Origin of the sequence: Leifsonia xyli subsp. cynodontis, from assembly GCF_050632205.1 — a bacterium.
Lineage (GTDB): Bacteria > Actinomycetota > Actinomycetes > Actinomycetales > Microbacteriaceae > Leifsonia > Leifsonia xyli_D.
Genome location: NZ_CP192578.1, coordinates 2,469,116 through 2,493,599 on the forward strand (window position 1 = coordinate 2,469,116; position 24,484 = coordinate 2,493,599).

The 24,484-nt window shown below is 73.0% G+C and carries 22 protein-coding genes; 10 read left to right on the top strand and 12 right to left on the bottom strand.

Annotated features, from left to right (window positions below; genetic code table 11):
• Positions 1-7: 7 nt before the first annotated feature.
• Together ACQ86M_RS12275 and ACQ86M_RS12280 are read right to left on the bottom strand one after the other, a co-directional pair.
• The gene (locus tag ACQ86M_RS12275) at positions 8-970 is read right to left on the bottom strand and encodes a 1-phosphofructokinase family hexose kinase (protein ID WP_431245651.1); all 963 of its coding nucleotides are present in this window, start codon (positions 968-970) and stop codon (positions 8-10) included.
• 9 nt (positions 971-979) lie between these two features.
• The gene (locus tag ACQ86M_RS12280; protein WP_431245652.1) at positions 980-3,691 is read right to left on the bottom strand and encodes a cation-translocating P-type ATPase; all 2,712 of its coding nucleotides are present in this window, start codon (positions 3,689-3,691) and stop codon (positions 980-982) included.
• A 437-nt stretch (positions 3,692-4,128) separates the two neighbouring features.
• Between ACQ86M_RS12280 and ACQ86M_RS12285 the strand changes: the two genes are divergently transcribed.
• Together ACQ86M_RS12285 and ACQ86M_RS12290 are read left to right on the top strand one after the other, a co-directional pair.
• Positions 4,129-6,144 (top strand): alpha/beta hydrolase, encoded by a 2,016-nt coding sequence (locus tag ACQ86M_RS12285; protein ID WP_431245653.1) that lies wholly within the window; start codon positions 4,129-4,131, stop codon positions 6,142-6,144.
• Between the two features lie 62 nt (positions 6,145-6,206).
• Entirely contained in the window at positions 6,207-6,758 is a 552-nt protein-coding gene (locus ACQ86M_RS12290; RefSeq protein ID WP_431245654.1) for a hypothetical protein, read from the top strand.
• 23 nt (positions 6,759-6,781) lie between these two features.
• On the opposite strand, the gene ACQ86M_RS12295 is transcribed toward ACQ86M_RS12290, so the two are convergent.
• A complete protein-coding gene (locus tag ACQ86M_RS12295; RefSeq protein WP_431245655.1) occupies positions 6,782-7,231 on the bottom strand; it encodes a DUF805 domain-containing protein in 450 nt (149 codons plus the stop codon).
• Between the two features lie 195 nt (positions 7,232-7,426).
• Here ACQ86M_RS12295 and ACQ86M_RS12300 point away from each other — a divergent pair, with 195 nt between their 5' ends.
• The 5 genes from ACQ86M_RS12300 to ACQ86M_RS12320 are packed head-to-tail and all read left to right on the top strand — an operon-like array spanning position 7,427 to position 12,312.
• Positions 7,427-9,052: an MFS transporter gene (locus tag ACQ86M_RS12300; protein WP_431245656.1), complete on the top strand. Its 1,626-nt coding sequence runs from the start codon at positions 7,427-7,429 to the stop codon at positions 9,050-9,052.
• 43 nt (positions 9,053-9,095) lie between these two features.
• Positions 9,096-10,025 carry a wax ester/triacylglycerol synthase domain-containing protein gene (locus ACQ86M_RS12305; protein WP_431247884.1) on the top strand — a complete coding sequence of 310 codons (930 nt, stop codon included), beginning with the start codon at positions 9,096-9,098 and terminating at the stop codon, positions 10,023-10,025.
• Positions 9,908-10,378 carry a WS/DGAT domain-containing protein gene (locus ACQ86M_RS12310; protein WP_431245657.1) on the top strand — a complete coding sequence of 157 codons (471 nt, stop codon included), beginning with the start codon at positions 9,908-9,910 and terminating at the stop codon, positions 10,376-10,378. Before ACQ86M_RS12305 ends, ACQ86M_RS12310 begins: the two co-directional genes overlap by 118 nt.
• 42 nt (positions 10,379-10,420) lie before the next feature.
• On the top strand, positions 10,421-11,515 hold the full coding sequence (locus ACQ86M_RS12315; protein ID WP_431245658.1) for a Gfo/Idh/MocA family protein: 1,095 nt from the start codon (positions 10,421-10,423) through the stop codon (positions 11,513-11,515).
• A complete protein-coding gene (locus tag ACQ86M_RS12320; RefSeq protein ID WP_431245659.1) occupies positions 11,512-12,312 on the top strand; it encodes a sugar phosphate isomerase/epimerase family protein in 801 nt (266 codons plus the stop codon). Before ACQ86M_RS12315 ends, ACQ86M_RS12320 begins: the two co-directional genes overlap by 4 nt.
• 25 nt (positions 12,313-12,337) lie before the next feature.
• On the opposite strand, the gene ACQ86M_RS12325 is transcribed toward ACQ86M_RS12320, so the two are convergent.
• From ACQ86M_RS12325 to ACQ86M_RS12350, 6 genes are read right to left on the bottom strand one after another with little or no spacing between them, the layout of a single operon-like run.
• The gene (locus tag ACQ86M_RS12325) at positions 12,338-12,589 is read right to left on the bottom strand and encodes a ferredoxin (RefSeq protein WP_431218954.1); all 252 of its coding nucleotides are present in this window, start codon (positions 12,587-12,589) and stop codon (positions 12,338-12,340) included.
• Entirely contained in the window at positions 12,586-12,732 is a 147-nt protein-coding gene (locus ACQ86M_RS12330; RefSeq protein WP_431247885.1) for a hypothetical protein, read from the bottom strand. Before ACQ86M_RS12330 ends, ACQ86M_RS12325 begins: the two co-directional genes overlap by 4 nt.
• Positions 12,663-13,832 (bottom strand): NADH-ubiquinone oxidoreductase-F iron-sulfur binding region domain-containing protein, encoded by a 1,170-nt coding sequence (locus tag ACQ86M_RS12335; RefSeq protein WP_431245660.1) that lies wholly within the window; start codon positions 13,830-13,832, stop codon positions 12,663-12,665. Before ACQ86M_RS12335 ends, ACQ86M_RS12330 begins: the two co-directional genes overlap by 70 nt.
• Positions 13,829-14,404 (bottom strand): ferric reductase-like transmembrane domain-containing protein, encoded by a 576-nt coding sequence (locus tag ACQ86M_RS12340; protein ID WP_431245661.1) that lies wholly within the window; start codon positions 14,402-14,404, stop codon positions 13,829-13,831. Before ACQ86M_RS12340 ends, ACQ86M_RS12335 begins: the two co-directional genes overlap by 4 nt.
• On the bottom strand, positions 14,401-15,363 hold the full coding sequence (locus ACQ86M_RS12345; protein ID WP_431245662.1) for an FAD:protein FMN transferase: 963 nt from the start codon (positions 15,361-15,363) through the stop codon (positions 14,401-14,403). The genes ACQ86M_RS12340 and ACQ86M_RS12345 overlap by 4 nt, the downstream gene beginning before the upstream one ends.
• Entirely contained in the window at positions 15,341-15,655 is a 315-nt protein-coding gene (locus ACQ86M_RS12350; protein ID WP_431218958.1) for a hypothetical protein, read from the bottom strand. The genes ACQ86M_RS12345 and ACQ86M_RS12350 overlap by 23 nt, the downstream gene beginning before the upstream one ends.
• 148 nt (positions 15,656-15,803) lie before the next feature.
• Between ACQ86M_RS12350 and ACQ86M_RS12355 the strand changes: the two genes are divergently transcribed.
• Complete coding sequence (locus ACQ86M_RS12355; RefSeq protein ID WP_431218959.1) at positions 15,804-16,970, top strand: cation:proton antiporter; 1,167 nt, start codon at positions 15,804-15,806, stop codon at positions 16,968-16,970.
• 173 nt (positions 16,971-17,143) lie between these two features.
• Here ACQ86M_RS12355 and ACQ86M_RS12360 read toward each other — a convergent pair whose 3' ends face one another.
• Positions 17,144-19,057, bottom strand: coding sequence for a heavy metal translocating P-type ATPase (locus ACQ86M_RS12360; RefSeq protein ID WP_431245663.1), 1,914 nt, complete (start codon positions 19,055-19,057; stop codon positions 17,144-17,146).
• A 103-nt stretch (positions 19,058-19,160) separates the two neighbouring features.
• On the opposite strand from ACQ86M_RS12360, the gene ACQ86M_RS12365 reads away from it, so the two are divergent.
• Together ACQ86M_RS12365 and ACQ86M_RS12370 are read left to right on the top strand one after the other, a co-directional pair.
• The gene (locus ACQ86M_RS12365; RefSeq protein WP_431245664.1) at positions 19,161-19,586 is read left to right on the top strand and encodes a hypothetical protein; all 426 of its coding nucleotides are present in this window, start codon (positions 19,161-19,163) and stop codon (positions 19,584-19,586) included.
• On the top strand, positions 19,583-20,959 hold the full coding sequence (locus ACQ86M_RS12370) for an MBL fold metallo-hydrolase RNA specificity domain-containing protein (RefSeq protein ID WP_431245665.1): 1,377 nt from the start codon (positions 19,583-19,585) through the stop codon (positions 20,957-20,959). Before ACQ86M_RS12365 ends, ACQ86M_RS12370 begins: the two co-directional genes overlap by 4 nt.
• On the opposite strand, the gene mgtA is transcribed toward ACQ86M_RS12370, so the two are convergent.
• Both mgtA and ACQ86M_RS12380 read right to left on the bottom strand, forming a co-directional pair.
• Positions 20,931-23,567 carry a magnesium-translocating P-type ATPase gene (mgtA, locus tag ACQ86M_RS12375; protein ID WP_431245666.1) on the bottom strand — a complete coding sequence of 879 codons (2,637 nt, stop codon included), beginning with the start codon at positions 23,565-23,567 and terminating at the stop codon, positions 20,931-20,933. The two genes, ACQ86M_RS12370 and mgtA, sit on opposite strands and share 29 nt — an antisense overlap.
• The gene (locus tag ACQ86M_RS12380; protein WP_431245667.1) at positions 23,564-24,484 is read right to left on the bottom strand and encodes a universal stress protein; all 921 of its coding nucleotides are present in this window, start codon (positions 24,482-24,484) and stop codon (positions 23,564-23,566) included. The genes mgtA and ACQ86M_RS12380 overlap by 4 nt, the downstream gene beginning before the upstream one ends.

The window sequence follows — 24,484 nt, forward strand, 5'->3', positions numbered from 1 at the left end:
CGGGACTTTAGGCCCCCAGGTGACGCAGCTCCGCCTCCAGCCGCGCGAACTCCGCCGGGCTGCAGAGTTCCGTGCCCGGGGAGAGGACGGCTGCGGTTCCCGCCGCCACACCGGCGATCAGCCCGTCCTCGACCGAACGGCCCTCGGCGAGCCGGAGCACGAGGCCGGCGACGAAGCTGTCGCCCGCCCCGACGCTGCCGACCGCCTGTACGGGCGGCGCCGCGAGGTGGCGGGTGCCGGACGCCGCCGCCAGGATCGCCCCGCCGGAGCCGAGCGTGACGGCGACGTACTGCGCGGCACCGGAGGCGACGAGCGTCATCGCCGCCTCCGCCACCGCCCGCTCGTCGCCGAGGGTGCCTCCGGCGTGGGCGGCCAGCTCACGGCGGCTCGGCGCCACCAGGAAGACGCCCTCCGCGAGCGCCTCCGCGAGGGCCGCACCGGTCGAGTCCAGGACGCAACGGGCTCCGGCCTCGCGCGCGACCCGGGCGACGCGGGCGTAGAAGTCGGTCGGCACTCCGGGCGCGAGGCTCCCGCTGGCGACGACGAGCCCGCCCGGGGCCGCCAGCTGCGCCACGTAGTCGAGGCAGGTGCGCCACTCGTCCTCGCTCAGTTCCGGGCCCTCGAGGACGAAGCGGTACTGCGCGGCATCCTCGCCCTCGTCGATCGTGAAGCTCGCGCGCGTGCTCCCGCGGATCGGGACGACGACCCCGGGCACGCGTTCCGCCTCGATGAGCCGCTGATACGCCTCGCCGATCGGGCCGCCCGCGGTGTACACGGCGACCGTGCGTCCGCCCAGCCTGCGCACCACCCGCGCGACGTTCACCCCGCCGCCGCCCGGGTCCAGCCGGCTCCCGGTGCACCGCAGCTTGTGGTCGGCGATCACCTGCGGCGTCGTCGCACTGATGTCCAGCGCCGGGTTCACCGTGAGCGTGAGCACGGTGGCCGGTTGTCCGGGCGATGCGTCATCCATACTCGAGCTTCACCCTCTCGCGACAGCGGCCGGCGGGTCTTCGGTCCCGCGACCGCGACCGGGACCGCGACCGCGACCGGGACTGCGGCGGCGGAGCGCCCAGCGCAGCCCCTCGTCCGCCGCCCAGACGATCAGCGGGCACGGCAGCATCAGGAGCACGACCCAGAGCGGGAGCGGAGCGGTTCCGAAGAGGGTCTGAAGCGCCGGGACCGTGCACACGGCCACCACGAAGACCAGCTCAGCGGCGACCGCCCACAGCAGCGGACGGTTCGACAGCACGCCGATGCTGCGAAGCGAGGACCGCTCCGTCCGCGCCGCGAAGGCCGTGCCGACCTGGCAGGCGACGATGGTCGCGAAGGTGGCGGTCGTCGCCTGGACGTACACGTCGTGCAGCGCGGTCCCGGCCCCCACCGGCGCGCCCGGGTACCAGCCGCCCACCCCGAGGACCACGAAGAACACGGCGAGCGCCAGCACCGCCGAGAGCGAGCCCATCACGGCCCACGCCCGCAGCAGCAGACGCCGGCTGATCAGGTGCTCCGACCGTGGACGCGGCCGGCGCTCCATGATGTCCGGCTCCGCGGGCTCGCGGCCGAGCGCCAGCGCCGGGAGGATCTCGGTGCCCAGGTCGATGGCCAGGATCTGCAGCACGGTCAGCGGGAGCGGGATCAGCCCGCCGGAGAGCGCGAAGAGGAGGAAAGGGACGACCTCCGGGACGGCGTGCACGAAGATGTAGAGCACGAACTTCCGGATGTTGTCGTAGACCCGGCGACCCTCGCGGATGGCGGCGACGATCGTCGCGAAGTCGTCGTCGGTGAGGATCATGGCGGCCGCCTCGCGGGCCACGTCGGTGCCCGAGCGGCCCATCGCCACGCCGATGTCGGCCCGGTGCAGGGCGGGCGCATCGTTCACGCCGTCGCCGGTCATGGCGACCACTTCGCCCTGCTCCTGCAGCGCCTCGGCGATGCGCAGCTTGCCTTCGGGGGTGCTCCGCGAGAACACGATCTCCCCGGGCTCGGTGAGCAGTTCGTCGAGTTGCGGCTCGGGGAGCGCGTCGGCCTCCGGGCCGGAGACGATCCGGTCGGCGCCGATCCCGACCTCGCGGGCGATCTCCGCGGCCGTCCGCCCGTTGTCGCCGGTGACCACGTGGATCCGGATGCCGGCGCTGTGGCAGGCGGCCACCGCGGGCGCTACCTGCGGCCGCGGCGGGTCGAGCAGCGCGACGAGGCCCAGCAGGCACAGGCCGCTCTCGGCACCCGCCGCCTCGGCGGGGACGTCCACCGCATCCCGCGCCGCCAGCGCCAGCACCCGCAGGCCGGCGCGCGCCAGCCGGTCCACGGCGGCCGTGACCTCGGCGCGGGTGGATGCGGTCAGTGGTTCCACACCCGCCGCCCGCTGGATGGTGTCGCACAGCGGCAGCAGCCCCTCCGGTGCGCCCTTCACGGCGACCACCAGCCCGTCATCACGCCGGCTGACGACGCTCATCCGCTTGCGCTCCGGGTCGAACGCGAAGGTCGCGACGCGCGGGGCCGGTGACTCGCCGAGCTCCTGCGCGCTGTCGCGGAGCGCGGCCTCCATAGGGTCCACGGTGCGCTCGAGCTCGTTGCAATCGGCCATCACCATCGCAAGCTGCCGCACGGCGGGCGAACCCTCCGGCGGCGGGTCGCCGTCCTTCGTCCACAGCCGCTGCACCTGCATCCTGTTCTGGGTGAGGGTGCCGGTCTTGTCGGTGCAGATGACGGTCGTGCACCCCAGCGTCTCCACCGCCGAGAGCTGTTTGACCAGCGCGCCCTTGCGGGCCAGGGCCCGGACACCGACGGCGAGCGCGAGGGTGATCGTCGGCAGCAGCCCCTCCGGCACGTTGGCGACGAGCAGACCGACCGCGAACACCGCCGCCTCGGGGAGGGACAGCCCGGCCAGCAGCCCCAACGGCAGGAACAGGGCCCCCACGCCGACCGCGACCGCGGCGATCAGCCAGGTGGAAGTGCGCACCTGGCGCTCCAGCGGGCTGGCGACCGGCCGGTCGCGATGGGAGAGCGCCGCGATCCGCCCGAGCTCGGTGGCCGCGCCGGTCGCGAAGACCACCGCGCGGGCCGACCCGGAGGTGCAGCCCGCGCCCGAGAACACCGCATCCGGGGCGTCGATCAGGCGCTGCGCCGTGTCCGGCATGCCGGCGGACCGCGCCACGGGGACGGACTCCCCGGTGAGGGCGGAGAGATCCACCTCGACGTTCCCGTCGATCAGCCGCGCATCGGCCGAGACCCGGTCGCCCTCGGAGATCAGCAGCAGGTCGCCGGGCACCAGCTCGACCGCCGGGATCGTGGTCACCACGCCATCCCGCAGCACCCGGGCCTGGAGCGGCAGGAAGCGGTTGAGCGCCTCCACCGCGCGCTCCGCCTGCCGCTCCTGCAGGAATGCCACGACGGCGTTGATCAGGATGACCGCGAGGATCGCCCACGACAGGATGGGCGTGCCCGCCACCCAGGCGAGGGCGGCGGCGAGCCACAGCAGCAGGGCGAGCGGATGCGTGAACTGCCGCAGGAGCTGTCCCAGCCAGCCGGACTTCGGCCCGCGCGGCAGCTCATTCGGGCCGTGCACGAGCAGCCGGCGCGCAGCCTCCCTGCTGCCCAGCCTATCCTGCGTGGTCCGCAGGTCGCGGAGCAGCAGCTGCACGGGGACCCGCGTGAAACGCTCCTCCGTCTCGACGAACTCCCCGTGGCTCACCCTCTCAGGGATAGCCCGCTCGCGCGGCGTGACGCAGGGGCTTAAGACCTGCCCCGGCTACGGGCGTCCGATTCGGCGTTCGGGGACGATGTGAAATGATGCATCGACGTTGCGTGTACCGCGGCCACAAATTCTTCATGGGAAGGCGACGAGGACGAAGTTGAGCGGGAAGATCTCCGCCGATCTCTCGGCACTGCGAGAGGGTGCGGCCGCGCTGGGCCGCCTGCCGAAGAGACCGGAACGCGCGAATGTCGTGATGGGAGATCTTGGCAGCGCACGCGCGGATGCGGCCTTCGAGCGGTACCACCCGACGTGGAGCTCGGAGTGCTCGTCTGCCGCGCACAGTGTCCAGAGGCTGTCCGCAATGCTGCGGTCGACGGCCGATATGTACGCGCGACGGGACACGGAGGACAGGAAGACCTTCGGCGGAGGGCATCGTGCGTTCTAGGGTGCGGGACTGGTCGCCGGTCGAGTTCCACGACGACCCCACCCCGGGGAACGTGGACGTGGTGGCGGAGTTGATGGACGACCTCCGGGCGCGGGGCCTGTGGTTCACCTCCGTCTCCGCGCTGCTGAACCAGGTGCGCGGGCAGGTGCAGGCTCCGACCTGGTCAGGGCTCGCGGGCCAGGTGTTCTGCGCGCGGCTGGCCGCACTCCAGGCCAGGAGCGACAAAGCGTCGGCGCGGAACCGCGAGGCCGGCGATGCCTGCCAGAGATGGGCGGAGGCGATGTTCCACACGCAGTTCCTCGCCGACCGGGCCTTGCGGACCGCGGAGGAGGCGCAGGAGGAGATTCGGGCGGCGGAGTCGTCGATCCAGGCGCTGACCGGCTCGTACGATCAGGCCCTCGCGGTGGTGGAGGGGATGATGGGGCTGCTGCGGACGTACGCCCACACAGCGCCCCCGCCGAAGACACAGCTGCCGTCTCCGGTCGCGGTGGCCGCGGCCCGGCGCCGCGCGGAGTCGATCGAGGACGACCGCGACCGGGCGGTCCGGACGCTGGCGGAGGCACAGGAGCGGTTGGAGCACGCGCGCGCGGAGGCCCGCGCCGCCCACGACGAGTTCACCCAGGCGGAGGCACGGTTCGTCGCGGCCCTCGAACACGCGACCGCGGCCTCCCCGGACTCCCTGTTCGACGACCTGCAGGACTTCACCAGCGCCGTGGCGACGTTGACCACCATCGAGAAGATCACCGGGACCACCGCCGCCACGACGATGTCCCTGCTCAACCGGCTGCCGCTCGACCAGCTGACGGCGCTCCTGGCCGACGACCCCGCCCTGGCCCAGCAGTTCTGGGACCACCCGCCGTCGCCGGAGGCCGTGTCCGGGTGGTGGGCGCGCCTCGGCGCGACCATGCGGGCGGCGTACATCAAGGCCGTCCCCGGGATCGTCGGCAACCTGCCCGGGGTGCCGTACAAAGACCGCAATGTGGCGAATCTGAACAGCTTGAACGCGGCGGCCAAAAGTCCGAACCTCACCGACGCGCAGCGCAAAGTGCTGGATGCGATGGGCAAGGCTCTCGACGCTCCCGCCAAGGGCGTTCCTGTCCAGCTGGTGGCGTTCAACTTCTTCACCGAACCACCGATGCTCGCCGTCGGTTACGGCGACCTCGACAACTGCGCGCCGACCACGTGGTGCGTCGGCGGGATGGCTTTCGGCGCGAAGGACGCCCTCTTGGATTGGAGCCAGGCCGGAAAGAACCTCTGGAACGCGCAGAAGCAGCTGGATCGGGACTCGTCTCCCGGTGTGGTTGCGTGCTTCGAATACGACAACCCGGATGCGGCGAGTGTCAACTTCAGCGACTCCGCGAAGAAGGGCGCAGCCCGCTTCGCCGCAGAGCTCGATGGGAACGCCGAGGTCCGTAACGGGTTCTTCACCCCGTACTCGCCGATCTCGGTCACCGCGCACTCCTATGGCACGACGATGGCCTCGATCGCGCTCACGAGAGTGAAGACCAAGATCGACTCGTTGGTGATGGTGGGGTCCGCGGGGATCGACACGGCGGTGGTGCCGTCCGTGTCCGCGATCAGGGCGGCTCACGTGTATACGACCGCTGCGACCCCGGACCGGTTGGCCCCGGTCGGAGCCGCGTTCTCCGGACGAGCGAACCCGAACCCCGGAGTGACTCTGCCGACCGGCGAGTCGATCGGGGGCGCCCAGGCCTTCAGCTCCGACGGCGACGGGAAGAAGCTCGAGCCGGTCGACGGGCACAACCCGATCGGCAAGAAGGGCGGTTCCCCGAACCCACTGAACGGGAACGCGGAACCCTCAGAAGGGCACGGCTACTACGACCTGAACACCCAGTCACTGAACAACATGGCCGCGGTCACCACCGGCCACCTCGAGAGGCTCAGCGGCGCGTTGACCGACACCGGCACGCAGGCCGCCGAGCACAACCGGCAGGTCCAGGAAGACCTCGAACGACTCTCCCGCGACGTCGGGCTCGGCCGATGAACCGCACCATCCGTCTACTGCTGGTCGCTCTCACCACCATCCTCACTCTTGGAGGTTGCACCATGACATCCCACTACCCGGACTCCCAGAAGACCGGCCAGCAACTCCGCATCGAAGCCATTGAAGCGATGAACGCCGCGATCACTGCCTCCGGCCTGCCCGACGGGTGGCACGCCATTGGACCGAACGCCGAGCCGTGGAACCCGCCGACAGAAGAGTTCCTCGGTGCAGGCTGCACCACCCAACCCGGCGACGACGGCCAACGCTTCGACGTCTCCCTCGCCCACACCCCTGACGACGACCCGGTCGCCTTCGCTAAGAAGATGGGCCAGTTCTGGGCAGACCAGGGCTACACCGTCAGCCTCGTCGGCGACGAGGACCGCGGGCCCGAGCACGACACGTCATATCGCGCCGACCGCCGAGACGGCAGCCTCTACGCCGCTATCTACGCCAACGCGATCGGATACACCCTCAGCGTCTACTCCGAATGCTCCACCCACCCCAGCCTCGACATGTTCGCCGGCCCGAACGGCTACCGCAAGTTCGACTGGAACGACCCGAACCCGTACCACCCCACGAACAGCCCGAGCGTCACCCCGTACCCCAAGCATTGAGCGTCCGGGCGCGAGGCGCCCGATCAGGCGTAGCGCGGGAAGGCGGGAGGCCGGTCGAAGCGCGCTCCGCCGGGCTGGGACGGCAGCAGCGTCAGGACGAGCAGGACGATGCCGCCGAAGAACGGGATGAAGACCAGGAAGAACAGCGGCCCGGCGAGGTTGGCGTCGTGGAGCCGGCGCCAGACCAGTGCGAGGCCGGGGACGATGGTGCCGATGGCCCAGGCGATCCCGAGCATGGCCGGCAGCGCCACGAGCGGGCCGGGAGAGAAGCTGCCCTGCTGGTCGACGTGGGAGCCGGGGAGCGCGAAGACGAGGGAGAGGAGCTCGATGCCGATGCCGATCAGCACGCTGAACAGCACCCACCACCAGTACTCGCTCCGGCTCGCGCGGCCGGTGAAGTCCGCGTACTTGGCGAAGAAGCGCCTGATCGCCTGCGCGAACGTGGCGCCGTAGAGCGGTGCCCACAGCGGCACCGGTTCGGCGGGGTACGGGCTGCCCCCGCTGCGGCCGGCTGGTATGTCATGGTGGTTCCTCCGGAGCTGTTCGGCCTGTGATCCCACGGAACCGCATCCGGCCATTCCGGCACTAGGGTCCTTCGACCCGAAACCCGCCACTCCCCCGTCCGGGCATCCCGGTGTTAGCCTCCGCGTGTCGGCGGGAGGGTCGGGATGGCGCAATCGTGGGGTGCGGTGACGGTGCTCGGCGCCGCCCAGTTCGTGATGGTCCTCGACAGCACGGTCATGAACGTGTCGATCTCGACCGTGGTCAAGGACCTGGATACGACGATCACCGCCATGCAGACGACGATCACCTTCTACACGCTCACGATGGCGGCGTTCATGCTGCTCGGCGCCAAGCTCGGCGACATCTGGGGCCGGCGGCGCGCACTCGTCATCGGGTCCATCGTCTACGCCGTCGGCTCCGGGACGACTGCGATCAGCCCGAACATCGTGGTGCTGTTCCTCGGCTGGTCCGTCGTCGAGGGGCTGGGCGCCGTGCTGGTCATCCCCGCGATCGCCGCCCTCATCGCCGACAACTACACCGGCCACGCGCGAGTGACGGCGTTCGCGGTGATCGGTGCGGCGTCGGGCGTCGCGGTCGCCGTCGGCCCGCTGATCGGCGGCTTCCTCACCACCTACGCGAGCTGGCGCTACGTGTTCGCCGGCGAGGTGGTCATCATGGCGGTCGTGCTGCTGTTCAACCGGCTGGTGCGCGACAGCGGGGAGCGGGAGCGGGTCCGGATCGACGCGCTCTCGGTCCTGCTCTCGGCCCTGGGCCTGGTGCTCGTCGTCTTCGGGCTGCTGCAGACGAAGACCTGGGGCTGGCTGCTGCCGACGACGGACGTCGCGGTGCTCGGCCTCTCGCCCGTCCCGTACCTGGTGGCCGGGGGCGCCGTCGTGCTCTGGCTGTTCTTCCTGCGGCAGCACGCCCTGATCGACCGCGGACGGGCTCCCCTGCTCGACCCGGGCCTGCTCCGCATCAGCCGCCTGCGCGCGGGCGTGGGGAGCCTCGGTCTGCAGTACACCGTGACGGCCGGACTGTTCTTCGTGGTGCCCATCTACCTGCAGTTGACGCTGGGCCTCGACGCGCTCAGCACCGGGCTGCGGATCTTCCCGCTCTCCATCGCGCTCGTGCTGTTCTCCATCCTCGGAACGGTGCTCGCCAAGCGCGTGGCGCCGCGACGAATCGCGCGGATCGGCCAGCTCGCACTCGTCGGTGCCAGCCTGGTGCTGCTCGGCGCGGTGGACCCGCAGCTGGACAGCTGGAGCTTCGGCGTCGGCATGTTCGTCGCCGGCGCGGCCCTCGGCCTGCTGGCCTCCCAGCTCGGCAACGTGACGATGTCGGCCGTCGGACCGGAGCAGCTGAGCGAGGCCGGCGGCATCCAGGGCGTCTTCCAGAACCTCGGCTCCTCGCTCGGGACGGCACTGGTCGGTTCGGTGATGATCGCCGCCCTCTCGACATCGTTCGCCGGGGGCGTGGCCGCCAGCGCACTGCCGCAGGACGTCCAGGCGCAGGTGCAGAAGGAGACGCAGAACGGCGTCGGCGTCGTGCCGGTCGCCGAGGTGCCGCACATCGCGTCGCAGTACGGACTCTCGTCGGAGGACAGCAGCACCCTGCAGCACCTCTACTCGGAGTCGCAGCTCGCCGCCCTCCGGCTCTCGTTCGCCACGCTGGCGCTGATCTCGTTCGGCGCGCTCTTCTTCTCGCGGAACCTCCCGAAGGCGGTGCCGGAGGGCGAGCCGAGCCGAGCGGCGCCCTCGGGCTCGCCGGACGCACGGCCGGAACCGACGTGACGCTCGGGGAGCAGCGGTGCGCGCGCAGTCCGGGTCGACGCCGATGGCGGCCGTGGATGCGGCCAACCTGGCTCTGGAGCGCGGCCAGCCCAATGTCGTGACGCTCGCCGGACTGCTCGCCCCCGGCGGGTTCGTCGACGGCGGCGGCATCCCGGATGCGGCCGCCCTGCGGGACGCACTCGCCCCTCGCATCGAACGGGTGGCCGCCCTGCGACGGTTCCCGCAGCGGGTGGGCAGCGGATGGACGTGGCAGAACGCGGCCCCGGACCTCACGGAGCACATCCGCGTCATCGAGCCGGAGGCCGCCGACCCCGCGCGGCCCGACGCGACCGTGTTCGAGCGGACCTGCGCGCGGGTGGTCATGACGCCGCTCGCCGCCGGCGGCCCGCTCTGGGAGCTCCTGCTCGTGCCCCGGGCGGCGGAGCGCCGGTGCGGAGTGATCTTCCGGCTGCATCACGCGGTGGCGGACGGGCTGGGCGCGGAGGCGCTGATCGGCGCGCTGGCCGACCCGGACGCGGACCCGGCCGGAGCGGCCGCGGGGCCCGTCCGTCGGCCGTCAGAGCCGACGCCGACGCCGCACGCGCGGAGGTCTCTCCCCGGGCTGCGGCCGATATCGCGGTGCAGACGGTCGCCGTCTTCCGCCGGAGCGTGCATTCCCGCATCCTGCTCGGGCCGCTCGGGCCGACGCGCGATATCGCGTTCCTTGACCTCGACCTGGCGAGCCTGCACGACGGCGCACGACGCGCGGGCGGCACGCTCAACGACGCCTACCTCGCCGCCTTCGGGCAGGGGATCCGGGCCTTGCTCGAGGCGGCGGGCGAGTCGCTGCCCGAGACGGTCCCGGTCTCCAGCCCCGTGCGGCTCGCCCGGCACGAGGGCGCGGGGAACGCCACCGGGGTCATGCTCGTCGAGGTGCCGGTGGCGGCAGCGGGCGACGACCCGGCCGGCGCCGTCGCCCGGGTGGCGGCCGTGACGCGCTCCGAGAAGGTCCGGGCGCGCAGCGCCGGGACGTTCCGCTTCATGCGCAGCCCCCGCGCCGCCCGCCTGCTGATGCGCTTCGCCCGGCGCCAGCGCGCCATCGCCGCCATCGCCTCCGAGTTGACGGGGCCGAAGCAGACCTTCCGGCTCGGCGGCGCTGAACTCGTCGCCGCATGGCCGATCGCGCTGCTCTCCGGCAATGTCCGCGTCGGCGCCCTTGCCGTCTCGTACGCGGGCCGCTTCCGGATCAGCATCCAGACCGACGGCGCGCACGTGCCGCCGGCGCGGGTGCTCGCCGACGGGATGGCGCAAGCGCTCGATCGCATCCGGCGGGAGGCGGTGTGGTAACGTTCCCACACACCTACCCGCACGAAGGAGAGCGAGACGGCGATGAGGGTCTATCTGGTCGGAGCGGGCGTCATCGCCCGGACCCATGTGGAGGCGGCGGCGACCCTCGAGGAACCGATCGAGTTCCGCGTCGCAGACGTCGGCGCCGCGATGCTGGCCGACTTCGGCGAGGCGTATCCCGACATCCCGCGTTTCCCGGATGCGGCGGCGATGCTGGCCGAGCCCGCTCGCGACGACGACATCGTGATCGTGGCGACCCCGCCGTTCGCGCACCTCGAGCCGACGCTGCAGGCGTTCGCCTCCGGTCGCCACGTGCTCTGCGAGAAGCCGCTCGCGATGTCCACCGACGAAGCCGACCGGATGCTGGAGGCGGCGGACGCCGCGGGCCGGCTGCTGGGCTGCTGCAGCGTGCGCTTCCGCGGCCTGCCGCACACCGAGACGGTCAGGCGCGTCATGGAGTCCGGCGTGCTGGGCGACGTGTACCACCTGAGCTGGGTCAACAAGTGGGCCCGCAGCCGTTCCGGCATCGAGTACCAGCCGGCGAGCCGATGGTTCCTCGACCGGTCGAAGAGCGGCGGCGGCGTGCTGATGGACTGGGGTCCGTACGACCTGTCGACCCTCACCGACCTCTTCGCTCCCGAGCGCATCTCCGTCACGGCGGCCGCCACCTCCCGGCCGGTGACGAGCGCCGACCCCGTGGACACGGTGTTCGACGTCGAGACCGCGGCGGTCGCGTCGCTCATCCTGCACCGCCCCGCGGGCGGCCTGGTGGTCGACTTCCAGCGCGCTTCGGGAACGCACGGCGAGGAGGTCTTCCGCGCCGAGCTGGAGGGCACCCTGGGCTCGGTGCGCTGGGCTCCGTTCGACTCGCAGGCCGACGTGGTCGTACGCACCGACGATGGCGACGGACCGGTCGAGCGGATCGCGGAGCCGGAGCCGCGGGCCCCGTTCACGATCTTCGACTACCCGCTGAAGCACTTCGTCGACGCCGTCCGGGGCCGGCCCAGCCGGGCGCTCCTGGGGCGGGATGCGGTGCAGTCCTTCCGCACCATCCGCTCGCTCTACGAGGTGGCGGCGACCGGTGACCCGGCGACCATCCCGTTCGGCGCGACGGCCCGCGCGGGAGCCGACGCGTGATCCGGGGCGTCACGACCGCCCTCTACGGCTGGATGGAGCGCTTCGCGCGCGACGGCGTGGAGTGGGACTGGGAGTCCCTGTACGGCGCCTGCGCCGAGTCGGGCGTCGACGCGGTCGAGACCGACCCGGAGCCGCACAAGCTCGCCGTCGCGCGCAGCGTGGGGCTCGCGGTCTCGTCGTCGTACGTCGGGCTGCCGCTGCACCTGCCGTGGGACGCCCTCGACACGGACCGCGCCGTGCTCCCGGTGGCCGAGCGGCTCGCCGCGGCGGGCGGATCCGAGCTGATCCTCAACGCCGACCAGGCCGACTGGGACCACCCCGCCGCCAAGTCGGTCGACGGCGCCCGGCGGCAGGGCGAGAACCTGACCCGCATCGCCGGGCTGGTGGCGCCGCTCGGATTGCGCGTCTCGCTGCACAACCACGCGCACACGTTCGACGAGGCGCAGCTCGACCTCGACTCCGTGCTGACGCACGCCGACCCGGCGGTGGGGCTGTGTGTCGACACCGGATGGGCCTGGTTCGCCGGGCACGACCCGCTCGCCTGGGTGCGCGAGCATCCGCAGCGCGTCTTCGCCTTCCACTTCCGGAACATGCGCGGACAGGTGCCCACCGAGGACCTCAGCGAGGGCGACCTCGACGTGCCCGCGATCGTGCGCACGGCCGTCGCCTCCGGGTACGACGGATGGCTGGGCCTCGAGCTCTGGCATCCCGCCGAGCTGCAACCGGAGCGCTCCATGGTCGAGGATGTGCGCCGCTCGGCGGCCCTGCTCCGCGAGGCGGCCGCGAACGCGAACTGACGCGCGCTGCTCCAGCGCGGCGCTCTCAGCGGCCCCCGGCCCGGACGATCCGAAGCGCGGCGACCGGGCAGAGGGCGACCGCCTGCTCCGCGGCCTCCGCTTCGTCCGGCCGCAGGTCGAGGTCGGTGCGCCGCTCGGGATCGCCGCGCAGCACCACCGGGTAACCCCAGTCGTCGCGACCGAGCGCGCGATCGAGGATCTCGGCGCACAGCCCGCGCCCCTCGCAGCGGGTCCAGTCGATGTGCAGCCGGTCGGCCTGTCCCGACTGCCGGGTCATGACGGCCTCCTCGTGCACCGGCCGTCGGCGTGCGCGTGCACGTCGCGGCCGAACGTCTGCAGGGCGCTCCGGATCAGGCGGACGGTGCCGTCGGGGTGGTGGCAGGCCCCACGGCCGACGACCAGGTCCGACAGCCGGAGCAGCTCGCCCGCGTTCTCGCGGGCGCCGGCCCCCGCGCGAGCGCGTCGAAGCGCGCCGCCATCGTCGGGAGGCCGAACATGCACGGCCCGCACTGGTTGGCGGTCTGACCGGCCAGGTACTCGACGATGCGCGCGGTCGCCTCCAGTCCGCAGCGGTGGTCGCCCACGATGTGGATCACGCCGGCGCCCGGCTGCGCGCCGAACCGGGCGAGCCCGGCTGCGGTGAGCGGCTCGCGGAAGGAGCGGGACGGCACCCAGGCGCCGTGGTAGCCGCCGATGAGGGCCGCCGACGCGGAGCGGCCGTCCGCCCCGGCGACGGCGAGCGCCTCCTCGATCGTCGCCCCGGTGCGCAGTTCAAAGACTCCGCGGCGCGGCACGTCGCCGGTCACGGTGAGCAGCCGGGTTCCGGGGTCGGATGCGTCGCCCACGGAACGGAACCAGGCCGCGCCGTAGCGGGCGATGAGTCCGACGTGCGCGAGCGTCTCCACGTTCTGCACGACGGTCGGGCGCCCGCGCAGGCCGGACTCGGTCAGCCGCACGGTGCGGTCGGTGGGGCGGGGATCGTCGTTCTGGAGGGCGTTCACCACCGCACTCGCCTCGCCCGAGATGAAGCTGTCGGCGGCCTCCACGACGGCGACGCCGCGCGCGTCCTGCCGCTCGGCGATCGCCCGCTCGACCCGGGTGAGGGCGTCGGCGTGCACCATGAGGACGAGGTCGGTCGCCCCGATCGCGCGCGCGGCGGTGAGCATCCCGTCGAGGACGAGGTGCGGGGCGTTCTGCAGCAGGACCGCGTCCTTCCAGCTCAGCGGCTCGCCCTCGGAGCCGTTGGCGATCAGGACAGGCGCGCGCCCGCGACGCCGGGCCGCCGCCGTCTCGACGGCCGCCTCCAGCTTGCGCCAGACCGGGAAGGCGGCGCCGCCGCGGCCCGTGAGGCCGGACGCCTCGAGCTCCCGGATCATCGCCCGCGGCTGGCGTGCCGGCAGCGGTCCGAACGTGCTCAGGTGCGACGCCAGCGTGGCCTCCGCGCCGGCGGCCAGCAGTCGCGCCTCTCCCACCGGGGCGTGCCCCTCCTGAGCGGTCACGGGGTCGCTCGTCATCGTCATCGTGTGCCCTCCTTGTACGCCTCGGCGAGCCGGCGCGTGCGTGCGTACTCTTCGAAACCGCTCGACACCCGCCAGATCACGGCGATCAGCACGAGCAGCGCCGAGCCGGCGACGAGCACCAGGAACCAGCCGCTGGTGCCGTTGGTGCCGTTGCCGATCGCGTGCAGCACGGCGATCGGCCACATCGCGTAGGTGAACCAGTGGATGAACCGGAACACCCGCTGGCCGATGCGGCGCCGCAGCAGACCGGTGAGCACGATGGCCACCACCAGGTCGAACGCCACCGTCCCGAGCCCCTGCCAGAACGGTTGGAAGGAGCCGAGGAACGGCACGACGAGGTCGATCGGGTTGAGCTTGGCGTAGGAGTCGAACAGCAGCGTCCCGACGTGCAGCACCAGGAAGACCACGGCGAGCAGGGACACATTGCGGTGCACCAGCGAGACGGAGAAGCGCGGCAGACCGGGCAGCGGCCGTCCCGAGCGGGTCAGGATGCCGAGGAGCACGCTCGCGGTGAAGAGCAGCAGCGACACCACACCGCTCGCCCTCCCGAACGCCCACAGCACCTCGCTCACGGTGCCGTCTCCTCCGGGTCGGGCCAAGCGGCGGTCGTCACGACGCGTCCCTCCAGGTCGACGAGGCGGGCGGCCGCGCCGCGCTCGGCGAGCCAGCGCGGGGCCTGGCGGCCGCGCACGATGGCGGCGGTGCTCAGGGCGTTCGCCGCCACGCAGTCGGCAGCGGCGACCGTCGCCGACCGCCACGCCGGGATGACCGGCGTGCCGAACCCGGGGTCCAGGATGTGCTGGTGGACGCGGCCGTCGCGGGCCCAGCGGCGCTTCTGCGTGCTGGAGGTGGCGATGGCCGAGCCGTCGGGCAGGAACACCTGCTGGGCCGGATCGCCCTCGAGGTCACGGACGAGCACCTCCCATCCTCCGCGCCGCGTCGGGCCGGCGGTCGCGATGTCGCCGCCGAGGGAGACGAGCACTCCGGTGCCGACCTCGGCCGCGATGCGGGCGGCCGCGCGGTCGACCGCGAAGGCCTTCGCCGTCGCGCCGAGGTCGAGCCGCAGGTCCGACGGAACGGTGAGGATTCCGTCCTCGACCGCGACGTCCATCCAGCGCGGCGGCCGCACGGCGGTCGAGACCGTCACGCTCACGCCGGAGGCCGGCCGGACCTCCGCGGGAAGGAGCTCGACGTCGCGGTCGTAGCCCCAGCCGGCGAGGTCGAGCCCGAGGGTCGGATCGACGCTGCCGTCGGTGTCGGCAGCCACCGACAGGGCGGTCGCAACGAGTTCGGCCAGCAGGGGCGAGACGCGAACGCCCGCCTCGGCGGCGGAGGTACCGCCGAGACGGGACAGCTCGGAGTCGGGACGGAAGCGGTCGCAGGCGTCCCCGATCTCTCGGATGACCTCATCCACGACGGCGCGTGCCGCGGGAAGGGCGCCCGGGTCGTCGACGACGAGCGAGGCGGCGACGCTCCACACCGTCCACTCGTCGCGGGCGGCGGTCAGTTCAGGAGCCGGACGAGGTGCCACTGCTCTGACCTCCCTGGCTCGGCTGCACCGGAGCCTGGGGTGCGGCCGGCGCGGGCGCGGGGGCCGCCGGGGCCGCCGGCGACTCGGAGTCGTCGTCGCCCTGCTCCTGCGGAGCGGGCGCGCTCGTCGACGGCGCGGACGGGGCCGCGGGAGAGGTCGGCGCGGTGCCCGACGCCGTGTGGGTCGTCCCGAGCAGGAAGCCCGACATGACGCCCGTGACGGCCAGGCTGCCCGCACCGATCAGTCCCGTCAGCCAGACGGCGATCCTCTTACCGCGTGCCAGTGTGGCCATGGTTCGCACCTCCCGTATCCGATAGCTCCACTGTGGCCGCGGATTCTTGATGGATTCTTACGTGGCGTGAGTGGTGGCTGACAAACAGCTATCGATCGCCCCAGCCCCGCACTTGCCCGGGCGAGCGGGGATGGCCCATCCTGAAACCGTGACGGCCGCCTCCCTCGCCCTGGTCGTGGCGGTCGCGCTGCTCGGGCCCCTGCTCTCGGCGCGAGCGGTCTGGCGGATCCCGGTCGTGGTCGGCGAGCTCGCCGGAGGGCTCCTGATCGGCGACACCGGCCTGAGGCTCGTGGACCCGCAGCAGGACGGGTTCCGGCTGCTGGCGACCATCGGTTTCGGGCTGACCATGGTGGTGGTGGGCTCGCAGATCCCGCTCCGCGATCCGCGCCTGCTCTCAGCGTCCGCAGGCCGCGGGATCGTGGGCGCGGTGCTCGTCGGAGTGGCCGCGACCGCGCTCGCGGCGCTCCTGGCCGCCGTCTTCGGCACGCAGCACACCGCGGTCTACGCCGTCGTGCTCGCGTCGTCGTCGGCCGCCGTCATCCTGCCCATGCTCGGGTCGGTCGGGCTGGTGTCCACCGGGCTCGGCACCGCGTCGCTCGGCCAGCTCATCTCGCAGATCGCCGTCGCCGACCTCGTCTGCATCATCGCGCTCCCGTTCGCGGTGGCGCCGGAGCATGCGGGGGCGTCGGTGATCGGCGCCCTCGTGATCGCCGTCGTCGCGACAGCCCTCGCGTTCGTCCTGATCCGGCTGGGCCGGACCGACGTGCGCCGGCGCATCCACCACTACTCCGAGCGCCGCCGGTTCGCGCTGGAGCTGCGGCTGAGCATGCTCGTGCTCTTCGTCTTCGCCGCGATCGCGCAGGCGGCCCAGCTCTCGATCCTGCTCGCCGGCTTCGCGCTCGGCCTGGTGCTGTCGGCGGTCGGCGAGCCGCATCGGCTGTCGCGGCAGCTGTTCGGGATGACGGAGGGGTTCTTCGGCCCGCTGTTCTTCGTCTGGCTCGGTGCGTCCCTCGATCTGCGGGAGCTGGGCGCGCATCCCGCCATGGCACTGCTCGGCGTGGCGCTGGGCGCCGCGGCGGTGTTCGCGCACGCGGTGTCGCGGGCGGCCGGCCTGCCCTGGCCGCAGGCGGTCGTCTCCGCCGGGCAGCTGGGTGTGCCGGTCGCGGCGGTCGCGCTCGGGCTGCAGGCGGGCGGACTGCTCCCCGGCGAGGGAGCCGCCCTGCTGCTGGGTGCGCTGATCAGCGTTGTCGCGTCGGCGCTGGCGGTCCGGGTCGTGGTCCGGCGGGCTCACACCCAGGCTCCGGATGCGCGATGAAGGCGCATGCGCGATGAGCGGCCCGCGCCCCTCCCCCGAGACGGCGCGGGCCGCCGCCGGCGCATCCCGTCCGTGCCGGGCCGGAGCCGACGGACCTGACCGTTCGCGTCGTACCGCCCCATGGTCTCGACGCCGCGGCCAGGTTCTCCGCTCTACGAGTGTCGCCGGTTTCCCTACGCCCGCGTAGGGACTTTGGTCATGTCGTGTCCGGGCGCTCCCCCGGCGGCTGCGCGGGGCGGCCGCGCGGCACGGAGCGAGGCCACGATGGTCGCCACGTCCACGAGCTCTTGGAGTATCGCGCCGACGATCGCGGGGATGACCCCGAACGCGGCGACGCACATGAGCACGACGGAGGCGCCGATCCCCAGCCAGATGCTCTGCAGCGCGATGCGCACGGTCCGCCGCGCGATGTGCACGGCGCCGGCGACGAGCCCGATGTCGTCGACCAGCACCACGACGTCGGCGGATTCGCTGGCGGCCGTCGCGCCCTTCGCGCCCATCGCCACCCCGACGTCCGCGCTCGCCAGAACAGGCGCGTCGTTGACCCCGTCGCCGACCATGACGACCGGCCGCTCGCGGATGGCCGCGACGCGAGCGACCTTGTCGGCCGGCAGGCACTCGGAGCGGTAGCGGGCGATGCCGAGTTCGGCCGCGACGCCCGCCGCGGTCTCCTCCGCGTCGCCGGTCAGTAGCTCGACATCCTGGATGCCCAGCTCCTGAAGCTCACGAAGCGTGGCCGCCGCATTCGCCCGCGGCGGGTCGCGCTCGATCAGGGCGCCGGCGTACCGATCGTCCACCGCGACGTAGACGGCCAGCTCGCCCGGGCCGATGCTCTCGCGCGGGGTATCGGGTGCGAAGGAGCGGACGAACGAGCGCTTCCCGACCGCGACCCGGCGGCCCTCGACCTCCGCGAGCACGCCGTCCGTCGCGCGCTCCTCCGCCGAGCCCACCGGACGCAGCGCGAGCGAGCGCGCCGCAGCGGCGTCGACCACCGAGGCGGCGAGCACGTGGGAGGAGTACTGCTCGGCGCTCGCGGTGAGGACGAGCAGCTCCTCGGCGTCGAACCCGGGCGCGGGCCGCAGCTCGCGCAGCACCGGCCGCCCTGTGGTGAGCGTGCCGGTCTTGTCGAACACCATGGAGCGGGCGCGGGCCAGCTTCTCGAACACCCCGCCGTTGCGCACGATGATGCCCGAATGCGCCGAGCGGCTCATTCCGCCGATGAAGGCGACCGGCGCCGCGATCAGCAGCGGGCACGGGGTGGCGAGCACGAGCACCTCGGCGAACCGCACGGGGTCCCCGCTCACGAACCAGGCGACGCCGCCGAGCAGCAAGGAGAAGGCGGTGAACGGGACCGCGAACCGATCGGCCAGCCGCACCACCCGCGCCTTGCTGCGCGACGCCGCGGCGACCAGGGCGATGATCTGCTGGTACTGGCTGTTCGCGGCGAGCGCCGTCGCCCGGATGCGCAGGGCGTCGGCGCCGTTGACGCTCCCGCTGAGGACCTCGTCGCCGGCGTGCCGCTCGACGGGCAGGCTCTCGCCGGTGATCGAGGACAGGTCGAGCGCGGCGACCTCGCTGAGCAACTCCCCGTCCACCGGTACGACCTCCGACGGACGCACCAGCAGCACATCCCCGACGGCGACCTCGGCGATCGGGACCTCCTCGACCACATCGCCCGCGTCGGAGTAGCGGTGGGCGGAGCGCGGATCGCGGCTGAGCAGCGCATCCAGCTCGCGCCGGGCACGCCGGTCCGCGTAGTCCTCGAGGGCCTCTCCGCCGGCGAGCATCAGGACCACGATCAACGAGGCGATCACCTCGCCGACGAGGACGGTCGCCGCGATCGCGACCACCGCCAGCAGATCCACTCCGAGGCCGCCCGCCCGGATGGTGCGCAGCATCCGCACGGCGTAAGCGGCCGCGACGATGAGCGCGTACCCTCCCGCCAGCCAGGCGGCGACCGTGGTCAGGCCCGCGGCCGCGAGCAGCGCGGCGAGCACGCCGACCCCGAGGGTGAGGGTGATGACCCAGTACCGCATCGCCGCAGCGGCGATGCGCGAGAGCCGGGTGGGAGCGTGGTCGGAGGTCATATGACCCCAGTCTGTCCCGCCGGGGAGCGCGGCGATGGGCCTTTCGGCCCTGATCAGCAGGGAGACCGGGCGCGCATCCTGAAGCCGAGAGTTCGGAGGACCGATGAAGCGCTGGATCCGCATCACGCTCGCCATACTGACCGCGGCCGTCGGGCTGACGGCCGTCGCCGGCGGGCTCGCCCTGATCATCGGGGCCGCCACGGCGGGGGATGGCAGCGGCGCCGTCCCGCCCAACGCCTACCTCGGCGGCAGCCCGTTCACCTCGTACGTGGCCCCCGGCGTCATCCTGGCGGTCATCGTCGGCGGCACCCAACTGCTCGCCGCGGTGCTCGTCGGGCGCGGATCGGCGGCCGGAGCCTTCGCCGCGACGGTCGCCGCGTTCGGACTCCTGATCTGGATCTTCGTGCAGATGGTCTTCATCCCGTTCAGCGTGCTGCAGGCGATCTACTTCCTCGCCGGGCTCGCCGAACTGGGCCTGGTGCTCCTCGGCCTGGGCCTCTTCCGGCGCGCGACCACGGTCGCCCCGTGAGCACGACGGTCCGTTTCCTCGGCGCGACCGACACGGTGACGGGTTCCCGCTACCTGGTGGAGTCCGGCAGCACGCGCATCTTCGTCGACTGCGGCCTGTTCCAGGGCTACAAGCAGCTGCGGGAGCGCAACTGGCGGCCGTTCCCGGTCGACCCCGCGAGCATCGACGCCGTCGTGGTCAGCCACGCGCACCTCGACCACACCGGATACCTGCCGGCCTTGGTCCGCGACGGGTTCCGCGGCCGCATCCACGCGACCGCCGGCACGGCCGAGCTGAGCCGGCTCGTCCTCCCGGACAGCGGGCGGCTGCTGGAGGAGCAGGCCGACTTCCGCGGCCGCCACCACACCTCGCGGCACTCGCCACCGCTCCCGCTCTACACCGAGCAGGACGCGTTCGCCGCCTTGGAGCGCTTCGTCCCGCATCCCTTCGAGCAGGAGTTCACGCTCGGGGAGCTGACCGTGCGCTTCACGCCGGCCGGCCACATCCTCGGGGCGGCGCAGGTCGCGGTCTCGGCCGGGGATGCCCGGGTGCACTTCACGGGGGACCTCGGCCGGGTCGACGACCCGCTGATGCGTCCGCCCGCACCGCTCGAGGCCACCGACCTGCTGGTCTCCGAATCCACCTACGGCAACCGGACGCACCCGCAGGTGGACGCCCAGGCGATGCTCGGGAGGATCGTCACGGACGTGTGCCGCCACGGCGGCGTGGTGCTCCTGCCCGCCTTCGCGGTCGGCCGCGCGGAGACGCTGCTGCTGCACCTGAGCCGGCTCCGCGCGCGCGACCTCATCCCCGACGTGCCGGTCTTCCTGAACAGCCCGATGGCGGTGGACGCGTCGGAGATCTACGCGCGGCACCCCGAGGAGCACCGGCTGTCCGCCGACGAATTCGCGGCGATGTACCGGCTGGCGACCCTCGTGCGTACTGTCGACGAGTCGAAACTGCTCAACCTGCGCGGCGGGCCGGCGGTCATCATCTCCGCCAGCGGGATGCTGGAGGGCGGGCGCATCCTGCACCACATCGATGCGTACGGCGGCGACCCGCACAACGCCATCGTGCTGACCGGGTTCCAGGCCGGCGGCACGCGCGGTGCGGCGCTCCAGCGCGGCGAGCGCGTGCTCCGCATCCACGGGCGGGATGTGCCGATCCGTGCGCAGGTGCACGTGCTCGACATGCTGTCGGCGCACGCCGACTCCCGTCAGATCGTCGACTGGATGGGCACGGCCGCCACGCCGCCCGGCAGCGTATTCCTGACCCACGGCGAGCCGGATGCGGCCGACCACCTCCGCCTGCTGATCGAGCGCGCCCTCGGCTGGACGGCCCGGATCGCCGAACTCGGCGAGACCGTCAGCGTGCCCGCGGCGATCGCGCGGTGAACCGGGAGGCGCGCCGCGCGACGCGATGGCGGTACGAGCGGCGGCGGACGGGGACGGCGGGCGCGGTCACGAGGCGCGCGTAGTAGAACGCCTTCGCCGCCTCGACGAGGAGCAGGTAGGCCAGCACCATCCCGACCAGCGCGAGCAGGAACACCGCCGGGAGCGGCGAGAAGCCGAGCACGCCGGCCAGCGGCGAGTACGGCAGCCAGGTGCCCACCGCCACCACCGAGAGCACGCACACGGTGAGCGGCAGCGAGGGCCGGCTGCGGAGGAATGGCACCCGCCGGGTCCGGATGGCGAACACGATGAGCGTCTGGGTCGCGATGGACTCGATGAACCAGCCGGAGCGGAACTCGGGCGGAGCGGCCTGCAGGGCGAACAGCATCAGCCCGAAGGTCGCGAAGTCGAACAGCGAGCTGATCGGCCCGAACAGCAGCATGAAGCGGCGGATCGCGCCGATGTCCCAGCGCGCCGGGGCGCGGAGCTGCTCGGGATCGACGTGGTCGGTCGGCAGGGCGAGCTGGCTGGAGTCGTACAGCAGGTTGTTCAGCAGGATCTGGCCGGGGAGCATCGGCAGGAACGGCAGCACCAGCGAGGCGATGGAGGCGCTGAACATGTTGCCGAAGTTGCTCGACGTGCCCATGAGCACGTACTTGATGGTGTTGGCGAAGATGCGCCGCCCCTCCGTGACCCCGTCGGCGAGCACGTCGAGGTCCTTCTCGAGCAGCAGCACGTCGGCCGCGTCCTTCGCCACGTCGACGGCGGAGTCGACCGAGATGCCCACATCCGCGCTGTGCAGCGCCAGGGCGTCGTTGACGCCGTCGCCGAGGAAGCCGACCGCGCGGCCTTTGCTCCGCAGTGCGCGGATGATGCGCGCCTTCTGCTCGGGCGAGACGCGGGCGAACACCGAGGCGCCGCGCGCGGCGGCCACCAGGTCGGGATCGCTCAGTGCGTCGACGGCGTCGCCGGTGAGGGTGCCTCGGTTGGGCATCCCGAGCTCCGCGCAGACGCGCTCGGCGACCACCGCGCTGTCGCCCGTGGCCACCTTGACCTCGACGCCCAGGCCTTCCAGCCGGGCCAGCGATGCGGCCGCGTCGGGCTTCACGCCGTCGGTGAAGGTCAGGAACCCGCGCAGGACGAGCCCCTGCCCCGCCTCGTCGCCGATGTCCGCCGCCGCCGGAGCCGGCCGGGAGGCGACCGCGACCACCCGGGCTCCCGCCGCGTACAGCCCCTCCAGCGCGTCTGCGGCGGCCGCGCTCGCCCCGCCGCACAGGGGCAGCACGGACTCCGGGGCGCCCTTGATGACGAGCAGGGCGTCCGGCCCCGAGGTCTCCACCAGCGCCGCGCACCGACGGCGCTCGTGGTCGAACGGGCGGATCGCGAGCCGGCGGTAGCCGGTCAGCTGCGACGCCACGGCCGAGCGCGCATCCCAGAGGGCGGCATCCATCGGGTTCAGCCCGACGGCCTGCGGCGCGGCCGGGTCGACCTCGGTCGCGAGCAGGCCGAGGAGCAGGAGCTCATCGGGCGCGTCCCCGCCCGCCACCGGGACGGCGCGGTCGAAGGCCACGCGCCCGGTGGTCAGCGTGCCGGTCTTGTCGGTGACCAGGAGGTCGAGGTCGCCGAGGTCCTCGATGCACACCATCCGCTTCACCAGCACCCGGTGGCGGGCGAGCGCCCGGGAGCCGGAGGCGAGGCTCGTGCTCACCACGGCGGGCAGCAGCTGCGGTGTGATGCCCACCGCGATCGCGAGCGAGAACAGCAGCGACTCGATCGGCGGCCGCCCCAGCAGCAGCGCAGCCAGGAAGATGACCGTCGTCAGCGCGAGCGCCACGCCGAGCAGGAAGACGGAGAAGCGGCCCAGCCCGCGCTGGAACTCGGTCTGCGGCTCGTCCGCGCCGAGACCGACCGCGATGCGGCCGAACTCGGTCTCACCGGCGATCGCGACCACCACGCCGGCGCCCCCTCCGCCGTGGACGACCGTGCCCATCAGGGCGCACGAGGTCAGATCGCCGAGCCCGGCTCCCGGCCCGACCGGAGCCGTGGACTTGCGGACGGCGGCGGCCTCGCCCGTGACGATGCTCTCGTCGCACTCCAGGTCCGACGTCTCGATCAGCCGCAGGTCGGCCGGCACGACCGTTCCGACGGACACGGCGACCACGTCGCCGGGCACGAGGTCGGTGACGTCGATGGCGCGCCGGGCGCCGCCGCGGACGACGACGACCGTGTGCCGCAACCGGTCGTGCAGCGCGTCGGCCGCGCGCTCGGCGCGGAACTCGTTGAGGAAGCCCAGCCCGACGCTGATGACGAGGATGACCGCGATGACCACCGCATCCACCCCCTGGCCGAGGAACGCCGACACGGCGGCGGTCACGAAGAGCAGCAGCAGGATGGGGCTGCGCAGTTGACGCAGGAGCACCCGGCCGGGCCGTGCGCGGTGACCGCGGACAGCGTTCGGCCCGAAGCGCTCGGCTCGCGCGGCGGCCTCCTCCTCGGTGATGCCGTCGGCCGAGGAGGAGAGGCCGGAGAGCACCTCCGCGGCGGTCTGCGCCGCCGCCTGCCGGACCGGGCTCGGGCGCAACTCCGCCGTCGCCGGCTGGGAGTCGATCACAGCGCGGTCGATGGGGCGTCGGCCGACAGCCCGCGCACGACGGCGATCGGGGTGCGCGCGTTCAGGAGCACGTCATGGCCGACCGAACCCAGCATCACCCGCTTGGCGCCGCGCCGGTTGTGCGTGCCGATCACGAGCAGGTGCGATCCGTCGCTCTCGGCGACGATCCCCCGCGCGGCCGAGGTCTCCACCACCTCGGTGAAGACGACGAGCCCGGGATGCGCGGCGCGCGCCTGCGCGGCCGCCCGGGCCACGATGCGCTCACGTGCATCCGCGACGGAGATCTCCGGAACCAGACCGGTCAGGAGCGGGTTGGCCAGGTACCCGGCGCAGACGATGGTCAGCGGCTCGCGGAGCGCGGCGGCCTCGTCGCTCGCGAAGGCGACGGCCGCCTCGGACGGCAGGTCGCCGTCCACGCCGACCACCACGCCCTTGCCCTCGCCGCTCCAGCCGTGCGGCACCGCGACGACCGTGCAGTCGACCGCCGCAGCCACCCGGACCGCGAGGGAGCCGATGAACGCGTGGGCGCGCTCGGCCTCCGACGGGGTGCCGATCACCAGCAGGTCCGCATCCGTCGCCGCGGCGGCGAGCTCCCGAGCGACGTGGCCGTAGAGCATGCCCGTGGTGACCTCGAGCTGCGGAGGCTCGGCTTCCCCCGCCGTGGAGCCGACGGCGACGCGCCTGGCGGCCGCCTCTCGGATCCGCTGCACGGCGACCCGCTTCTCCTCGTCGAGCAGGGTGCCCGCGGCGAGCTCCAGCAGGGTTCCCGGCTCATCGTGCGCATCGCCCCAGGCGCGCTCGACCACGTGGACCAGCCGCAGGCGCGCGCCGTCACGCGCCGCGCGCGCGGCGGCCCAGTCGAGGGCCGCCCGGTGCCCGGCCTCGCCGTCCACCGCCACCAGGATCGCGTACGTCAT

Excerpts from the sequence above, each read along its gene's own strand:
- ACQ86M_RS12365 (WP_431245664.1), top strand. The coding sequence starts at position 19,161 with ATGAAGCGCTGGATCCGCATCACGCTCGCCATACTGACCGCGGCCGTC.
- ACQ86M_RS12350 (WP_431218958.1), bottom strand. The coding sequence starts at position 15,655 with ATGGCCACACTGGCACGCGGTAAGAGGATCGCCGTCTGGCTGACGGGA.
- ACQ86M_RS12305 (WP_431247884.1), top strand. The coding sequence starts at position 9,096 with ATGGCGGCCGTGGATGCGGCCAACCTGGCTCTGGAGCGCGGCCAGCCC.
- ACQ86M_RS12335 (WP_431245660.1), bottom strand. The coding sequence starts at position 13,832 with ATGACGATGACGAGCGACCCCGTGACCGCTCAGGAGGGGCACGCCCCG.
- ACQ86M_RS12360 (WP_431245663.1), bottom strand. The coding sequence starts at position 19,057 with ATGACCTCCGACCACGCTCCCACCCGGCTCTCGCGCATCGCCGCTGCG.
- ACQ86M_RS12325 (WP_431218954.1), bottom strand. The coding sequence starts at position 12,589 with ATGACCCGGCAGTCGGGACAGGCCGACCGGCTGCACATCGACTGGACC.
- ACQ86M_RS12275 (WP_431245651.1), bottom strand. The coding sequence starts at position 970 with ATGGATGACGCATCGCCCGGACAACCGGCCACCGTGCTCACGCTCACG.
- ACQ86M_RS12380 (WP_431245667.1), bottom strand. The coding sequence starts at position 24,484 with ATGACGTACGCGATCCTGGTGGCGGTGGACGGCGAGGCCGGGCACCGG.
- ACQ86M_RS12290 (WP_431245654.1), top strand. The coding sequence starts at position 6,207 with ATGACATCCCACTACCCGGACTCCCAGAAGACCGGCCAGCAACTCCGC.
- ACQ86M_RS12300 (WP_431245656.1), top strand. The coding sequence starts at position 7,427 with ATGGCGCAATCGTGGGGTGCGGTGACGGTGCTCGGCGCCGCCCAGTTC.
- ACQ86M_RS12315 (WP_431245658.1), top strand. The coding sequence starts at position 10,421 with ATGAGGGTCTATCTGGTCGGAGCGGGCGTCATCGCCCGGACCCATGTG.